Origin of the sequence: Aestuariibacter sp. GS-14 (genome assembly GCF_006494365.1) — a bacterium.
Classification (GTDB): domain Bacteria; phylum Pseudomonadota; class Gammaproteobacteria; order Enterobacterales; family Alteromonadaceae; genus Alteromonas; species Alteromonas mangrovi.
In genome coordinates this window covers 426,024-441,536 of the sequence record NZ_VHIP01000002.1, presented here as the reverse complement: position 1 = coordinate 441,536, position 15,513 = coordinate 426,024, and the positions used below count along the sequence as shown (strand labels likewise).

Sequence of the window (15,513 nt, the reverse complement as noted above, 5' to 3'; positions counted from 1 at the left end):
ACTACTTTTTCTTGGTGGTTTTAGTGATTTTACTTTCATACCAGCTACGATTTTCACGCGCCAGCAGACCGATAGACGCCACAGGGCCCCAAGTGCCAGCCTGATACGGCTCTGGCGGCTCGTTGGTGTGGTCCCAGGCAGCCAGAATCGAGTCGACCCATTTCCATGCCTGTTCAATTTCATCACGACGAACGAACAACGCCTGGTTACCTAACATTACTTCAAGCAGCAGTTTTTCGTATGCATCAGGAATACGCTCATCAGAGAAAGCCTCTGAGAAACTCAGGTTAAGCTTGGATTTTTGCAGATCCATTGACCCAGAACTGGTTAAACCCGGTACTTTGTTCATTACCGTAATTTCAACGCCTTCATCTGGCTGTAAACGGATAACCAGTTTGTTAGGCGGCAGGTCTTTGAAGCTGTCGCTGAACATATTGTGCGGCTGGCGTTTAAAGTAAATAACAACTTCAGACACCTTAGTTGGTAAACGCTTGCCAGTACGAAGATAAAACGGTACACCCGCCCAGCGCCAGTTGTCGATTTCCGCCTTTATAGCAACAAACGATTCCGTTTTACTCACTGTATTAGCGTCATCTTCTTCAAGATAACCGGGCACTTCCTTACCCTTAACGAAGCCAGCAGTATACTGACCGCGAACAGTAACATTATTCACGTTAGCAGCGTTGATAGGACGCAACGCACGCAGAACCTTCAGTTTTTCGTCACGAATACTGTCGGCATTAAGCGTGGTGGGCGGTTCCATCGCTACCAAACTCAAAATTTGCAACAAGTGATTCTGTACCATGTCGCGCATTTGGCCGGCATCATCGAAATAACCCCACCGCCCTTCAATACCTACAGACTCAGCAACGGTAATCTGCACGTGATCAATGCAGTTGTGATCCCAGTTGGTGGTAAAAATAGAGTTAGCAAAGCGCAACGCAATCAGGTTAAGAACGGTTTCTTTACCTAAATAGTGGTCAATACGATAAATCTGGCTTTCGTCGAAGTACTCAGCCACCTGCTCATTAATGACTTTTGACGATTTCAGATCGTGACCGATGGGTTTTTCAAGCACCAGGCGAACGCTGGAGTCGATAATGTTACAACCATGCAAACCACGGCAAATATCGCCGTAAATGGCTGGAGGTGTTGCCAGATAACACACCATTGTGCGTTTAGCATTAACATGCTTTTCAAGTGCGCTGTAACTTGCGATATCTTTCATATCGATCTGCGCATAGGCTAGGCGTGCCTGAAAACGTTCCCATGTTTCTTCACACAGGGTTTCGCCGGCAAATTCATTCAGTGCAGCGCGAACATCTTTTACATAATCTTCGTTCGACTGCTCCTGGCGAGCAACACCAATAATTGTTGTGTCGGGATGCAACAACGCTGCTTTTTCCAACTGATACAGCGAGGGTAACAGCTTGCGTCGTGAAAGGTCACCTTTAGTGCCAAACAACACAAAATCACAGGCTTCAAAAGAACTATCCATCACCATGTAATCGGCCTTATTTCAAATTGTTCGGATAGCGGCGGTCAAAGCCGACGCTATCGGGGTATTTTGTTGCCATATAGTTAACAACAAATGTAGTAAAATTACAACTTATCATTCCGGATGATTTTATAACGATACGTCATAGTGGGCTACAGCCCCCGTCAATACAGTTTCATTTTGGAAATCGATGCTGTAAATAATGTTAAAAAATTACATTTTTCTTGTACGTTCTTTCATATTCAGTAGTATATCGCATGGGAAAACACACTATTTTACTGAAGTGTAACTGCAAGAATATGAATATTTTAGAAAAAATAACACAACATAAATCAGCGTTCAGTAAGTCAGAGCGCAAAGTGGCAGAAGTAATACTGGCAAATCCACAATCTGCAATTCACTCCAGTATAGCAACATTGGCGAAAATGTCAGACGTGAGCGAGCCCACGGTCAACCGGTTTTGTCGACGTTTGGATACCAAGGGATTCCCCGACTTTAAGCTCCATTTAGCGCAAAGCCTGGCCAACGGTACTCCTTATGTAAACCGTCATGTTGATGAAAATGATGGGCCAGACGAATACACGACCAAGATATTCGAATCTACCATGGCGTCACTGGAAGTAGCACGTCAATCCGTGTGCGTTAATACCGTTAATCGCGTAGTGGATTTGCTGACGCAGGCACAGCGCATTTCGTTTTTTGGTTTGGGCGCTTCCGCTTCAGTTGCACATGATGCGCTGAATAAGTTTTTCCGCTTTAACGTTCCCGTTGTGTATTTCGAGGATATTCTGATGCAACGCATGAGTTGCATGAATTGCGGCTCGGGTGATGTAGTTGTGCTGATATCCCATACCGGTCGCACCAAGAGTCTAGTTGAAATTGCGCAGATAGCTAAAACCAATGACGCTACGGTAGTAGGGATCACGTCTGCAAACAGTCCTCTGGCGCAGGAATGTACTTATGTGCTTTCACTCGAAGTGCCGGAAGACACCGACATGTATATGCCAATGGCATCGCGCATTGCACAGTTAACCTTAATCGACGTATTAGCTACCGGCTTTACTCTGCGTCGCGGAAATAAATTTCGTGAAAATCTCAAGCGGGTAAAAGATACCTTGCGCGGCTCGCGTTTTGAAAAGCGCGGCAGTTAGCACGGCTGCCTTGCCCAATATCATGCTCAAAGAAAAAGAGGCCGAAGTGCCTCTTTTTTTTATACTTAGTTGATCTCCCTTACATCAAATGACACTGCAACGACACAACGAAGTAGATGAATAACAAAGTGAAGGACTTTTCATCACAACGGCTTATATTTATCTATTTTTATTTAGAAAATATTAATTACTTACAATGCCTGTACAGTTTTTACACCAGTAAAAAATAATTCTTATAAAGAATCTTTAATCTGCCATTCACAATTTGGTCAAATTCGTCTAGTATTTTGTAATTAAATTACGAAATAGATTTACAGTAGTATTCCCTAAGATAGTCCCCTCACTTAACACGAAAGCGAAAAGCACTATGACGAGACGAACAAAAATATTAGCGACATTAGGTCCAGCAACAGATACCCAAGAAATGATAGAAGCCATAATTGCCGCTGGGGCCAATGTGGTTCGAATGAACTTTTCACACGGACAGGCAGAAGATCATATCGAACGCGCTAAGCGAGTTCGTGCAGCCGCCAGTAACCTGGGTAAATACGTTGCAATTCTGGGTGACCTGCAAGGCCCGAAAATCCGTGTTTCTCGCTTTGAAAATGGTTCTGTCCATCTGAAAATTGGTGCAGACTTCATCCTTGATGCTGAGTTGGACCGCGACGCGGGTAATGAACAACAGGTAGGCATCGACTATAAAGCGCTGCCTGACGATGTAAGTGCTGGCGATATTCTATTGCTGGACGATGGCAGAATTCAGTTAAAAGTAACCAGCGTGGAAGGCCGTAAAGTACACACCGTTGTTACGGTAGGCGGCAAACTGTCAAATAACAAAGGCATTAACCGACTGGGTGGTGGTTTGTCTGCTGAAGCGCTTACAGAAAAAGACAAGCGCGATATTATTACAGCAGCCGCCATTGGCGTTGATTATCTGGCCGTGTCATTCCCTCGTAGCGGCGCTGATTTAGACTATGCCCGTCAGTTGGCAGAAGCCGCGGGATGTAAAGCGAAAATTTGTGCCAAGGTAGAACGCGCTGAAGCGGTAGCCACTGACGAAGCGATTGACGATATCATTCGTGCATCTGATGCAGTGATGGTAGCCCGTGGAGATTTAGGCGTTGAAATTGGCGATGCTGAACTGGTAGGCGTTCAGAAGAAACTGATCGCGCGTTCACGTCAGTTGAACAAAGTGGTTATCACCGCTACGCAAATGATGGAATCCATGATCGACAGTCCAATGCCAACCCGTGCAGAAGTAATGGACGTGGCAAATGCTGTTCTGGATGGCACAGATGCAGTAATGCTGTCAGCGGAAACTGCTGCCGGTAATTACCCGGTAGAAACCGTACGCGCAATGGCCCGTGTGTGTGAAGGTGCAGAAACACATCCCAGCATTAAGTTTTCTAAACACCGCTTGGATGAAATGTTCGATTCAGTGAGTGAAACCATAGCATTGTCTGCAGTATATGCAGCGAATCACCTGCCAGGCGTTAAAGCCATTGTAGGTTTAACAGAAAGTGGCAGTACTCCGCGTTTAATGTCGCGCATCACCACTAAGCTGCCTATTGTTGCATTATCACGTCACGAAGAAGCGTTAAACGCCATGGCGTTATACCGCGGTGTAAAACCTATGTACTTTAACTCCGCAGACAGTGCGCCTGGCGAACTGAAAAATGACGTTGTTGCTCTGCTCAAAAAGCATGGTTTGGTAGAATCAGGTGATACGTTCATTCTGACTCACGGAGATCGGATGGAAACAATTGGCGCAACCAACGCCCTTAAAATCATTGACGTAGAATAATACGCAGGATTTGAACACGAAGTGCTAAAAAGCCAGTTGAAAACAACTGGCTTTTTTTATGTTTGCTGTATTTATCTGAAGCAATACCCTAACTTGCTGGCCACGCTCTGAAAAAGTCCGCAGCAGTAGGTACTGGTTTTTCCGGTAAGTCCTGACTGGGAGTGCCCAAATACATATATCCAACTATTTCATCTTGTTCGGCAATGCCCAATCCCGCCTTTACAATAGAACAATGTGCATAATCTCCTGTGCGCCAAATTCCCTGAAAGCCCTGGGCTACTGCGGCCATTTGCATAGCCATTGCGGCACACGCAGCAGAAGCAAATTGCTCATTCTGTGGCACTTTTTCGTGTTCTTTATATTGTGTAGCAATCACAATAATCATAGGGGCACGTTCAGGTAACTGAGGTGCACGTTGAATTTCGCGCTCAGATTTGTCGTTATCAATCGCAGATTGTTCAAATAGCGTACCCAGTTTATCCAGCCCTTTTCCCTCAATCACCAGAAATTGCCAGGGCGTTAATCCTGCGTGATCAGGGGCGCGCAATGCTGCCTGCTTGATGTTTTCCAATGCGTCGCCTTGCGGCGCAGGAGCAGAAAGACGAGGTTGGGAACGACGGTTCAGTAAAAGTGTTAAAGCATCCATGAGCCTCTAATGCCTCTAATTAGTTAATCAACGCAAACAGACACAACTGCCTGCGAAAAGATGAAAACAAAAGACTCAGAGACGATAACGTCAGCGCCGTTTATTTACAAGCGGCTTTGACGCAAGAAATAGCATGACAGGTAATAATCTGCACTGGTATACCGCCCTGCCCCAAAGCACAACAACACCAGTAACATAACAAAATAGGTAGCGGCAAATTCAATCCCGTTATTCAGGATCACAAAATTGCCACTGCTGGTAAGCCAGTCAATATATCCGTGCTCCTCCAGCAACGAACGGGCAGCATTGAGTTTTTCAGGCGCGGCCATTACCGTTGGATTAGACAGAATCGTGCCATCTGCCAGCCAGCTGTTTGCGTCTGCAATTGCCAGCCAGCCATTTTCAGCATGCACGGTAATCATGGCAACCAACATGGTGATCAACAATGGAATACTCACCCAACGAACCGCTAATCCTGGTAACAACAAGGCTCCGCCAATACACTCAGTCGCCGTTGCTAGTCCAGCCAAAAGTGCGGGAAAAGGCAAGCCCAGACCATAGTCAGCATCACCAAACCAGGCAACAGTGTCGTTGAAGTGTGAAAACTTTTGCCAGCCAGCCTGCATCATAACGGGCGCCAAATATAACCTAACCAACAGCAGACACCAGCCATCTAAATAACTTACGGCTGCGTTAAGTCTCTGTTGCAGAGATTGAATGAGATTAATCACTGTAGCTTTCCCGCTTAATGTTCTGACAGACTCAGATGAACTTATACACAAGGTCAGTTGCACTTTGTTCTATTCAACGTCATATTCGCATATCGTTAACCGGAATAACGTTGCACTTAACCGATTAATAGTGGTGTACACTGCAAATTCATGGCAACGTTTCATCCATATGGCCTATAAGAACGTTTAATCATCATGAAACTTTCAGGTTATGAGTAATTTTTTACGTATTATGCAACGAGGACATCGAAAAGTTCGCTATAGCAAGCGCAATGGGCGTTTGTTGATGGCACTTTCGAACGAGCAGCATGTGCAGATTGCCCGGGTTATTCAGCAATGGCTCACTGCTGATGAGTCAGGAAAAAGAAGCCCACCGTTAAATAAATCCAAAAATCAGTTGAAATGAGTTATTACAATTCATTACAAATTTAATTCGCGAATTATGTGAGTTTAGATAACATAACAATGAAATGTAGCGTAGGTATGTAGTCAATATGGTTCAAAAAAGCACAAGTTGGACAAAAGCCCTGTTTGTAGGTCTATGGACTGTCCTCAATTTTTGTCGAAAGTTATTTTTTAACATTATTTTCCTCGTCATTATTGTTGGCATTTTTATTGTTGCTTCCAAAGAAGATCAAACTGTAAAAGTGGTGCAAAACAGCGCGTTGGTGTTAACGCTCAATGGGTCGTTAGTGATTGAAAAGACCGCCATTGACCCCGCTGAACAATTTTTCCAACAAGCGTTTAATGAAGACCCTGATGATCCTGAAGTGCTGATCCGCGATGTGGTGTCTGTGCTGGATAACGCTAAACAAGACAAGCGTATAAAAGCACTGGTGTTGGATTTACAGGGCTTAAGACGCGCAGGCCTGAACAAGTTACGCACGGTTGCAGAAGCCATAGACGACTTCAAAACCTCTGGGAAGCCGGTTTACGCCATCGCAGATTACTATACGCAAACCCAATATTACCTTGCAGCTCATGCCGATCATGTTTATATGAATCCGGTGGGCGCTATCATGCTTGAAGGTTACGCCAATTATCAGATGTACTTCAAACGTGCACTAGAGAAATTAAAAATCACCACGCATATTTTCCGTGTAGGTACATACAAATCTGCCGTTGAACCTTACATGCGCGAAGACATGTCACCTGAAGCCAAAGAAAGCAATCAACGCTGGTTAGATGCCTATTGGGAACAGTACAAAGCCGATGTAGCAAGTGCAAGAAACATGGAGCTTTCTAACTTTGATGACACCCTGGCGCAACTAAACGAGAAATTTGAAACAGCGGATGGCGACTTAGCCACCTATGCTTTGCAGAATGGTTGGGTTGATGCTCTGAAAACCCGCGAAGATATTCGCCTGGAAATGGTGGAACTGGTTGGCGAAGCCGATAACAAAACCGGCTTCAACATTACGTCGTTCCACAATTACAACAGTGTTGTAAACCCGTCGATACCAATGCCTGTGCCTCATGGCGACAAAATAGGCATTGTGGTTGCGAAAGGTATTATTCTGGATGGTGAGCAAATCGCAGGTACAATTGGTGGTAACAGTACTGCCAGACTACTTCGCCAGGCACGTATGGACGACGACGTTAAAGCAGTGGTATTTCAGGTAGACTCTCCCGGAGGCAGTGCCTCGGCTTCAGAAATCATCCGTCAGGAAATATTGAATCTGAAAGCCGCGGGTAAACCTGTGGTAGTATCCATGGATACCTACGCAGCATCAGGTGGTTACTGGATTTCTACCGACGCAGATAAGATCTTTGCTTCGCCAAGCACCATCACCGGTTCAATCGGCGTGTTCGGCATGTTCATGACATACGAAAACAGCCTGGATTATCTGGGGATTAATACCGACGGTGTTGCCACTACCGACATGGCAGGCGTATCAGCGGCCAGAGGGTTAAGTCCACAGTACAGTCAGTTTATTCAACGCAGTGTGGAGAGCAAGTACAGCAAGTTCCTGTCGATTGTAGCCAACTCACGCGGTTTAACGGTAGAAGACGTAGACAAGATTGCACAAGGCCGGGTATGGATTGGTACAGATGCCCTTGAACATGGATTAGTGGATGAACTGGGCGATCTGAATGCTGCCATCGATGCAGCGGCCGAATTAGCTGGTTTAGAAAATTACAAATCGGTTTACGTTCAACGCAAACTGTCGCCTAAAGAACAATTCTGGAAAGAATTCTTCGGACAAGCCCTGGTATATGCCGTTAAATTCCAGTTTGGTGATACACAGTCTCCTTTCATGGGCTTACTGAAAACAGCGCTGAATGATATTGACGTGTTAACCAGTCTGAACGACCCGAATGGCATCTATACGCTGTGTATGCCATGCAATGTGGTTGAGGCACATTGATTAAACAATCAGACAAAAGTGATATTGCACTCCGCCTTGAGCAGCTTTATGCCAGGGCGGAGTTGTTTTTCAAGCGGTCATTTCCGCGTCCTCTGCTAACCTATCGCCGAAGTGGTAAACACGCCGGCACCGCGTTTTTACAGCAAAACCGAATTAACCTGCACCCCACACTGTTTGCTCATAACAGAGAGGCCTATTTTACTGATGTCATTCCACACGAAGTCAGTCATTTATTGGTATATCGCCTTTACGGCAGAGTAAAGCCACATGGCAAAGAATGGCAAGCTATGATGTCGGAAGTGTTTGAATGCCAACCCAATACCCGTCACAGTTTTGACCTTGCTCCACTGCAACTTAATACCGTTGACTATAGATGTGAATGCGGGCCTGTAGCGTTAAGCATTCGCCGCCACAACGCCGTGGTTCGTGGCAAACGTCAATATTTATGCAGGCAATGCCGCACAACGTTAACGCCATTAGTTGATTAGTCTGATTACTTTATCAAACTAAATTAAAGCGAGTTAGAACCAATTGCGGGTAAACGCCTTATCGAGATCCTCAAATGCCATTTTCAACACGTTGGCTAATTCACGGTAGCGGGGTTTTCCTTTGCTGTGCTGGACGGCGCACCCCTGATCGCGCATTTTGGAAAGAATGTCCTGATACCAGGATTGAATAGCAGGCGGGAGTGTTTGATTTGAACGATGCCCTAACCACAATAAACCCTGCATTGGCATACTCAGAAAAAACGCGCCCATGGCGATGGCCTGAGGAATATGTTCGCTACCCAACACATTGATAGTTGAAGCGCACGCCAATACTGCAACTGGCGGCATAACCTTAATGGCAAACCGGGTAGCAGCCACTACCCTGCAATCAGGAAACAGCGCGTACAATTCTTTGCGAAGCGGCCAGGTTTTCATGTAATCCTGTCCGTCTTTTAGCATCGTTGTTACAGACTGAGCCATAAGTAACCTCATTGGTTTAGCGTCGTTCAACTACTGAGCTGAATTGCTTTTACAAGCGTAATACTAATAATAGACCTGAAACGCGAAAAAAGGTCATTTTTTAGCGCAATAAATAATATCATAGCGGCACTATTGAAAGTACCTGATTTGACCTCACTAATGGTATTAATTCCCGTTGTCCGGTATGCGTTCGTGTTAAGATGATTCAATCTTAAACGGGCAATATGTCGTACACAAATTCTATTTAAATGCTCATTTCAGCCATCAGGGAATGAGTTAACACTGGAGACAAACATGGCAGAAAGCAGACACGTACGTCTACTCATCTTAGGTTCAGGCCCGGCCGGCTACACAGCGGCGGTTTATGCTGCACGCGCAAACCTGCAACCTACCCTGATCACTGGTATGCAGCAAGGTGGTCAGCTTACCACCACAACGGAAGTAGAAAACTGGCCAGGCGATCCAGAGGGACTTACAGGTCCGGACTTAATGGTACGTATGCAACATCATGCCGAAAAATTTAACACTGAAATTATTTTCGACCACATCAACAAAACCGATCTGACGAAACGTCCGTTTACCCTTTACGGCGACAGTGGCACCTACACGTGTGACGCACTTATTATTGCAACTGGTGCTTCTGCCAAATACCTGGGTATGCCGTCTGAAGAGGCATTTATGGGTAAAGGGGTTTCAGCCTGTGCTACCTGTGACGGATTTTTCTACCGCAACCAAAAGGTCGCTGTGATAGGTGGTGGAAACACCGCAGTTGAAGAAGCGCTGTACTTGTCTAACATTGCCTCAGAAGTGCATGTAATTCACCGTCGTGACAGCTTCCGCAGCGAAAAGATTCTGGCCGACCGCCTGATGGATAAAGCCAAGAACGGCAACGTTGTTTTGCACCTGAATCGCACCCTGGACGAAGTATTAGGCGACCAGATGGGCGTTACTGGTGTACGTATTAAGGCTACCGATTCTGATGTAACTGAAGAGTTAGAGGTAATGGGCTTGTTTGTGGCGATTGGTCATAAACCCAATACCGATATATTTGCTGGTCAGTTAGAGATGAAAGACGGCTACATTAAGGTTCAGAGCGGCACCGAAGGCAATGCAACACAAACCAGTGTTGAAGGTGTCTTTGCCGCTGGCGACGTGAGTGATCATATCTATCGTCAGGCCATTACATCAGCTGGTACCGGCTGTATGGCCGCATTGGATGCAGAGCGCTTCCTCGACGCACTTAAGTAACCCCGAATTAGCGGCACCTGATGGTGCCGCTTTGGTTTAAGACACATGATAACACTGCCATACCTTGAAGCCGACACGCCTTTTCCATCCGTGAACGAGGCCCTCGATGATCCAGACGGCCTGTTGGCATATGGCGCAGATTTATCACCGGGCAGACTACTTACTGCTTACTCTAACGGAATATTTCCATGGTTCAGTGAAGGAGAGCCTATCTTGTGGTGGTCCCCCTCAGTGAGAGCAATCATTCCACTTGAGGATTTCATTTGCAGTACCAGCCTGGCAAAGCTGATTAGAAAACAACGCTATACAGTAACGCTAAATCAGGATTTTCATGCGGTGATTAATACATGCGCATCGATTCCCCGCCAACAACGACGTCGCAATGGCTCAGTAACAACCTCTACCGCGACCTGGATTACCCAGGATATGATTAATGCATATCTCCATCTACACGCATTGGGGCTGGCGCATTCGGTAGAAGTTTGGGATGACAGTCAGCTTGTTGGAGGCCTTTATGGCGTATCTGTAGGCAGTATTTTCTGCGGCGAATCCATGTTTCATCGTCAGCCGAATACATCAAAACTGGCCATGGCACATTTGGTAGCGCATATGCAGCGACACGACGGCAGTTTTATTGATTGTCAGCTACCCACTGACCACTTAATGAGTCTGGGCGCACAAGCGATTCCCCGTTATGAATTTGTTAAACAACTCTCTGCACGAAATCTAACGCTTGATTCTGAAGGCTATATCAGTCAAGAATATGCTCATCGTTGGCAGCCGCAAACCATCACGTTCTAAATGAAGTTTGGAATAACACAATCATTCAATTGTAGCTATTTGCCCGATAGGGATGAGCAATTATTGGTGTTTGTGGGCAACAACAGCGCTTGTTCTTTTCATTATCCACAGTTAATCCAGGCAGGATTCAGACGCAGTGGTAATCAAATTTACCGGCCTTATTGCAAGCAGTGCTTTGCATGTCAATCCATCAGGGTGCCGGTGCTGGAATTTAAGCCATCACGCAGCCAGCGCCGGGTGCTAAATAAAAACAAGCACCTAAGCGTAAAGCTGTCGAAGTCACCCGGGGAAGACTATTATTCCCTCTACGCCAACTACATCAATGAACGTCATGCTGACGGCAGCATGTTTCCCCCCAGTCTGGAGCAATTTGAAGGTTTTCTGGCCTGTGCATGGTCGCGTCCCTTATTTATCGAAGTTTATGATCATGACAAACTTGTAGGTGTGGCAGTGACTGACGAAGTAGACGGCGTTTTAGGTCATTCAGGCTATTCGGCCATGTATAGTTTTTTCGATCCCGGCTACGAAAAGCAATCATTGGGCGCCTGGATGATCCTGAATCAAATTCAGGTTACCGCTCAACAAGGAAAACAGTTTTTGTATTTGGGCTATCAAATAGATGACTGTCGTAAAATGAACTACAAAAGTAAGTATTTTCCCCACGAGCGCTATGCCAATCATCAGTGGTTTCGCATTAATAATTCGGAGGACACAGATAAATTTCAACAGGTGCTGTTACACACTGCTAACACATCTGTTCGATAGCAGTAAAAATAGCGAAGCAAGACATCCAAATAGCGCATTTAACACATTAATTGCTTTACATAAGGCAGTGAATTGGTTAAGGTCTGCGCGGCGAAAAAATTGACAGTTTATTGAGGTTATTGCTCTAGATGGCGAAAGAAGATTGTATTGAAATGGAAGGTACGGTACTGGATACTCTGCCTAATACCATGTTCCGTGTTGAATTAGAAAATGGTCACGTTGTGACTGCTCATATCTCAGGCAAAATGCGTAAGAACTACATTCGTATTCTGACTGGTGATAAGGTAACGGTTGAGATGACGCCCTACGACCTGTCAAAAGGCCGTATCGTTTACCGCGCCCGCTAATCAATACGCGGATGCACAGACCGCCTTGCAATTACCGGAACCGGTAAAAACAAAAACCCGAACTATCAGTTCGGGTTTTTTGGTTTGTATTTCAGAGTAAGGCCGCTTATTCGCTGGACTCCGTTGCCGAGGCTACTTTGTCCTGAGAGTTATAGCTAAACGTAAGTTTGTCGTCTTTCAGATCAACTACGACATCCCCACCACTACTCAACTTGCCAAACAGTAGTTCATTAGCCAGCTCTTTCTTCAGTGACTCCTGAATTAAACGGGCCATTGGCCGCGCGCCCATTGCTTTGTCATAACCTTTTTCCGCCAGGAACGCTCTTGCAGCAGGTGATACCTCAAGTGACACACCCTTGTTGTCCAGCTGGGCCTGCAACTCGATAATAAATTTATCAACAACTTGCAGGATCACCTCTGCATCCAGGTGGTTAAACCATATGATGGAATCCAAACGGTTGCGGAATTCAGGCGAAAATACTTTGTTTATCTCTGACAACGCATCGTGACTGTGATCCTGCTGCTTAAAGCCAATCGACTTGCGCACGGTTTCCTGTACCCCGGCGTTTGTGGTCATAACCAACACAACGTTGCGGAAATCGACTTTTCTACCGTTGTTGTCGGTTAACCTGCCGTGATCCATTACCTGTAACAGAATATTGTAAATATCACTGTGCGCCTTTTCGATCTCGTCTAACAAGACCACCGAATAAGGGTGTTTGATGACAGCATCGGTTAACAACCCACCCTGATCAAAGCCCACATAACCAGGAGGCGCACCAATCAATCGGCTTACTGCGTGACGTTCCATGTATTCCGACATGTCAAAACGCACTAGTTCAACGCCCATAATTTTGGCCAGTTGCTGGGTAACTTCTGTTTTACCCACACCCGTTGGACCAGCAAACAGGAAATTACCAATGGGCTTTTGCTCATTGCCCAGTCCGGCACGAGACAAATGAATTGCATCCGCTAACGTCTCAATGGCTTTGTCCTGTCCAAACACTACCATTTTCAGATTGCGCGACAGGTTCTTCAGCACTTCTTTGTCGGAAGCCGACACGGACTTTTCTGGGATCCGCGCCATTTTGGCAATGATTTGTTCAATATCACCAACGTTGATCACTTTTTTGCGCTTGGATTGCGGCAATAGTCGCTGACTTGCGCCCGCCTCGTCCATTACGTCAATGGCTTTATCGGGCAAATGACGCTCGTTAATGTACTTGGCAGACAGCTCTGCCGCTGCCTGTAATGCCTTTTGTGTAAAACGCACGCTGTGGTGCTCTTCGTAGCGTGATTTTAGCCCCAACAGTATTTTGGTGGTGTCACTCACACTTGGCTCTGCCACATCAACCTTTTGGAAACGACGCGCCAGTGCGCGATCTTTCTCAAAAATCCCCTGGTATTCCTGATAGGTGGTGGATCCGATACAACGGAGTTCACCTGAACTCAGTTTGGGTTTGAGCAGATTTGACGCATCCATTACACCGCCAGATGCGGCACCAGCGCCTATGATGGTATGAATTTCGTCAATAAACAAAATGGCGTCTTTGTCTTTAGACAACTCTTTTAAAATACCTTTTAAACGCTTTTCAAAGTCACCGCGGTATTTGGTTCCAGCCAACAAACCGCCTAAATCTAACGAATATACCGTGCAGTTCTCAATCACTTCAGGTACCTGATTTTCAACAATCCGGTAGGCAAGACCTTCCGCAATGGCGGTTTTCCCCACACCGGCTTCGCCGACCAAAAGTGGATTATTTTTACGGCGGCGGCACAGGATCTGAATGGTTCGTTCCAGTTCGTTGTCACGACCTATTAGCGGGTCAATTTTACCTTCCTGAGCCTGCTTGTTCAGGTTAGTAGCATATTTTGCCAGGGCAGACCCTGCATCATCACCTTCTGCGCTATCTTCATTTACTTCGTTGTTTTCTGGCGTTTCGTCTTCTGCTTTGCTCACGCCATGGCTAATAAAGTTCACTACGTCCAACCGTGTGACGTCTGATTTTTTCAGAATATAAACAGCCTGACTTTCTTGTTCACTAAAAATAGCTACCAGCACATTCGCACCGGTCACTTCTTCTTTTCCGGATGACTGCACATGGAATACTGCGCGTTGTAATACGCGTTGGAAGCCAAGTGTTGGCTGAGTTTCGCGATCAGACGCCTGGTCATCTAAAATTAAGGGTGTGGTGTCTTTTACAAATTCAACTAATTCACCCCGAATAGTGTCGATATCGGCCCCACAGGCCTTCAGGGCTTCCTGAGCAGCCGGATTATCTAACAGGGCTAACAGCAGGTGTTCTACCGTCATAAACTCATGACGATGCTCCCTGGCGAACACAAAAGCCTCGTTTAAGGTCTGCTCTAAATCTTTATTCAGCATATATATTGCCCCTTCTCAAAATTGACTCACGCCTGCTCCATAGTACACATCAATGGATGTTGATGTTTACGGGCATACTGGTTCACCTGCATCACCTTCGTTTCTGCTATCTCAGCAGTATAAATGCCACAAACGGCTTTCCCCCGGTAGTGCACGGTTAACATTACTTGGTTGGCCTTTTCACCATCCAACCGGAAAAAACGCATAAGAACTTCAACCACGAAGTCCATGGGCGTGTAGTCATCATTATTCAATAAGACCTTGTACATCGGTGGCGGTTCCGTCCTTTGACGTTCCCGTTCGAGTAATCGCTCTTTATCAACACCTATGGCGTTACCTTTACTCATAATTTAATCATAGTGCGCTTGCAAGGAATTTCAGATCTTTTTTACCATTATTTTGTCTGGAAAAAAAATAAATTGCACTTGCATAATACGGTTAAAATATCTACAGTTTTAATATGTTTTGTGAGTGACGCACAAAGCATGCCCTGCCCCATGTATATCTGTATTGTGGGGGCAGACTCCCGTGAGTTCAAGGATTAAGAGGAAGTCGAAGTATGGCGGTTGGCAAAGTTAAATGGTTTAACAATGCGAAAGGGTTTGGATTTATCGTGCCCGAGGAAGGTGGCGAAGATATTTTTGCTCATTATTCAACGATTCAGATGGAAGGTTACCGGTCTCTCAAGGCGGGCCAGGAAGTAACGTTTGAAGTTCAGCAAGGCCCGAAAGGTCTGCATGCCGAGAACATTGGATTAGTTGAGGGCGAAGAGCGCTAAGTCAGTCACCTCGTTAGCAGC

At 45.8% G+C, this 15,513-nt stretch carries 16 protein-coding genes; 10 read left to right on the top strand and 6 right to left on the bottom strand.

Translation table 11 applies throughout. From position 1 onward, the window contains the following. Window position 1: 1 nt before the first annotated feature. Window positions 2-1,504 (bottom strand): glucose-6-phosphate dehydrogenase, encoded by a 1,503-nt coding sequence (zwf, locus tag FJ444_RS05040; RefSeq protein WP_140956827.1) that lies wholly within the window; start codon window positions 1,502-1,504, stop codon window positions 2-4. Window positions 1,505-1,797: 293 nt separating this feature from the next. On the opposite strand from zwf, the gene FJ444_RS05035 reads away from it, so the two are divergent. After that, window positions 1,798-2,649, top strand: a complete 852-nt coding sequence (locus FJ444_RS05035) for a MurR/RpiR family transcriptional regulator (protein ID WP_140956826.1) — start codon at window positions 1,798-1,800, stop codon at window positions 2,647-2,649. Window positions 2,650-3,016: 367 nt separating this feature from the next. Next, the gene (gene pyk, locus FJ444_RS05030) at window positions 3,017-4,453 is read left to right on the top strand and encodes a pyruvate kinase (RefSeq protein ID WP_140956825.1); all 1,437 of its coding nucleotides are present in this window, start codon (window positions 3,017-3,019) and stop codon (window positions 4,451-4,453) included. A gap of 88 nt (window positions 4,454-4,541) precedes the next feature. On the opposite strand, the gene FJ444_RS05025 is transcribed toward pyk, so the two are convergent. Both FJ444_RS05025 and FJ444_RS05020 read right to left on the bottom strand, forming a co-directional pair. Further along, the gene (locus FJ444_RS05025) at window positions 4,542-5,099 is read right to left on the bottom strand and encodes an NAD(P)H nitroreductase (RefSeq protein ID WP_140956824.1); all 558 of its coding nucleotides are present in this window, start codon (window positions 5,097-5,099) and stop codon (window positions 4,542-4,544) included. 104 nt (window positions 5,100-5,203) lie between these two features. Next, the gene (locus tag FJ444_RS05020) at window positions 5,204-5,830 is read right to left on the bottom strand and encodes a DoxX family protein (protein ID WP_370298009.1); all 627 of its coding nucleotides are present in this window, start codon (window positions 5,828-5,830) and stop codon (window positions 5,204-5,206) included. 211 nt (window positions 5,831-6,041) lie between these two features. Here FJ444_RS05020 and FJ444_RS05015 point away from each other — a divergent pair, with 211 nt between their 5' ends. The 3 genes from FJ444_RS05015 (at window position 6,042) to FJ444_RS05005 (ending at window position 8,687) form a co-directional block, all read left to right on the top strand. After that, window positions 6,042-6,236: a hypothetical protein gene (locus FJ444_RS05015; RefSeq protein WP_140956823.1), complete on the top strand. Its 195-nt coding sequence runs from the start codon at window positions 6,042-6,044 to the stop codon at window positions 6,234-6,236. A gap of 88 nt (window positions 6,237-6,324) precedes the next feature. Then, window positions 6,325-8,199: a signal peptide peptidase SppA gene (sppA, locus tag FJ444_RS05010; protein ID WP_140956822.1), complete on the top strand. Its 1,875-nt coding sequence runs from the start codon at window positions 6,325-6,327 to the stop codon at window positions 8,197-8,199. Next, window positions 8,196-8,687, top strand: coding sequence for a SprT family zinc-dependent metalloprotease (locus FJ444_RS05005; protein ID WP_140956821.1), 492 nt, complete (start codon window positions 8,196-8,198; stop codon window positions 8,685-8,687). Before sppA ends, FJ444_RS05005 begins: the two co-directional genes overlap by 4 nt. Window positions 8,688-8,720: 33 nt before the next feature. On the opposite strand, the gene yfbV is transcribed toward FJ444_RS05005, so the two are convergent. Further along, window positions 8,721-9,167 (bottom strand): terminus macrodomain insulation protein YfbV, encoded by a 447-nt coding sequence (yfbV, locus tag FJ444_RS05000; protein ID WP_140956820.1) that lies wholly within the window; start codon window positions 9,165-9,167, stop codon window positions 8,721-8,723. Window positions 9,168-9,461: 294 nt separating this feature from the next. Between yfbV and trxB the strand changes: the two genes are divergently transcribed. From trxB to infA, 4 genes are all read left to right on the top strand, one after another. Then, window positions 9,462-10,415, top strand: coding sequence for a thioredoxin-disulfide reductase (gene trxB / locus FJ444_RS04995; RefSeq protein WP_140956819.1), 954 nt, complete (start codon window positions 9,462-9,464; stop codon window positions 10,413-10,415). A 45-nt stretch (window positions 10,416-10,460) separates the two neighbouring features. Then, window positions 10,461-11,216 carry a leucyl/phenylalanyl-tRNA--protein transferase gene (gene aat, locus FJ444_RS04990; RefSeq protein WP_140956818.1) on the top strand — a complete coding sequence of 252 codons (756 nt, stop codon included), beginning with the start codon at window positions 10,461-10,463 and terminating at the stop codon, window positions 11,214-11,216. Next, window positions 11,217-11,981, top strand: a complete 765-nt coding sequence (locus FJ444_RS04985; RefSeq protein WP_140956817.1) for an arginyltransferase — start codon at window positions 11,217-11,219, stop codon at window positions 11,979-11,981. A 128-nt stretch (window positions 11,982-12,109) separates the two neighbouring features. Beyond that, window positions 12,110-12,328 (top strand): translation initiation factor IF-1, encoded by a 219-nt coding sequence (infA, locus tag FJ444_RS04980; protein ID WP_070175908.1) that lies wholly within the window; start codon window positions 12,110-12,112, stop codon window positions 12,326-12,328. A 106-nt stretch (window positions 12,329-12,434) separates the two neighbouring features. Here the strand turns inward: infA and clpA are convergent, their stop codons facing one another. Together clpA and clpS are read right to left on the bottom strand one after the other, a co-directional pair. Further along, the gene (gene clpA, locus FJ444_RS04975; protein WP_140956816.1) at window positions 12,435-14,714 is read right to left on the bottom strand and encodes an ATP-dependent Clp protease ATP-binding subunit ClpA; all 2,280 of its coding nucleotides are present in this window, start codon (window positions 14,712-14,714) and stop codon (window positions 12,435-12,437) included. A 26-nt stretch (window positions 14,715-14,740) separates the two neighbouring features. Beyond that, entirely contained in the window at window positions 14,741-15,061 is a 321-nt protein-coding gene (gene clpS / locus FJ444_RS04970; RefSeq protein ID WP_140956815.1) for an ATP-dependent Clp protease adapter ClpS, read from the bottom strand. A 212-nt stretch (window positions 15,062-15,273) separates the two neighbouring features. On the opposite strand from clpS, the gene cspD reads away from it, so the two are divergent. Further along, a complete protein-coding gene (gene cspD, locus FJ444_RS04965) occupies window positions 15,274-15,492 on the top strand; it encodes a cold shock domain-containing protein CspD (RefSeq protein ID WP_140956814.1) in 219 nt (72 codons plus the stop codon). Window positions 15,493-15,513 lie beyond the last annotated feature (21 nt).

Excerpts from the sequence above, each read along its gene's own strand:
- zwf (WP_140956827.1), bottom strand. The coding sequence starts at position 1,504 with ATGGTGATGGATAGTTCTTTTGAAGCCTGTGATTTTGTGTTGTTTGGC.
- FJ444_RS05035 (WP_140956826.1), top strand. The coding sequence starts at position 1,798 with ATGAATATTTTAGAAAAAATAACACAACATAAATCAGCGTTCAGTAAG.
- pyk (WP_140956825.1), top strand. The coding sequence starts at position 3,017 with ATGACGAGACGAACAAAAATATTAGCGACATTAGGTCCAGCAACAGAT.
- FJ444_RS05025 (WP_140956824.1), bottom strand. The coding sequence starts at position 5,099 with ATGGATGCTTTAACACTTTTACTGAACCGTCGTTCCCAACCTCGTCTT.
- FJ444_RS05015 (WP_140956823.1), top strand. The coding sequence starts at position 6,042 with ATGAGTAATTTTTTACGTATTATGCAACGAGGACATCGAAAAGTTCGC.
- sppA (WP_140956822.1), top strand. The coding sequence starts at position 6,325 with ATGGTTCAAAAAAGCACAAGTTGGACAAAAGCCCTGTTTGTAGGTCTA.
- yfbV (WP_140956820.1), bottom strand. The coding sequence starts at position 9,167 with ATGGCTCAGTCTGTAACAACGATGCTAAAAGACGGACAGGATTACATG.
- trxB (WP_140956819.1), top strand. The coding sequence starts at position 9,462 with ATGGCAGAAAGCAGACACGTACGTCTACTCATCTTAGGTTCAGGCCCG.
- aat (WP_140956818.1), top strand. The coding sequence starts at position 10,461 with ATGATAACACTGCCATACCTTGAAGCCGACACGCCTTTTCCATCCGTG.
- FJ444_RS04985 (WP_140956817.1), top strand. The coding sequence starts at position 11,217 with ATGAAGTTTGGAATAACACAATCATTCAATTGTAGCTATTTGCCCGAT.
- infA (WP_070175908.1), top strand. The coding sequence starts at position 12,110 with ATGGCGAAAGAAGATTGTATTGAAATGGAAGGTACGGTACTGGATACT.
- clpA (WP_140956816.1), bottom strand. The coding sequence starts at position 14,714 with ATGCTGAATAAAGATTTAGAGCAGACCTTAAACGAGGCTTTTGTGTTC.
- clpS (WP_140956815.1), bottom strand. The coding sequence starts at position 15,061 with ATGAGTAAAGGTAACGCCATAGGTGTTGATAAAGAGCGATTACTCGAA.
- cspD (WP_140956814.1), top strand. The coding sequence starts at position 15,274 with ATGGCGGTTGGCAAAGTTAAATGGTTTAACAATGCGAAAGGGTTTGGA.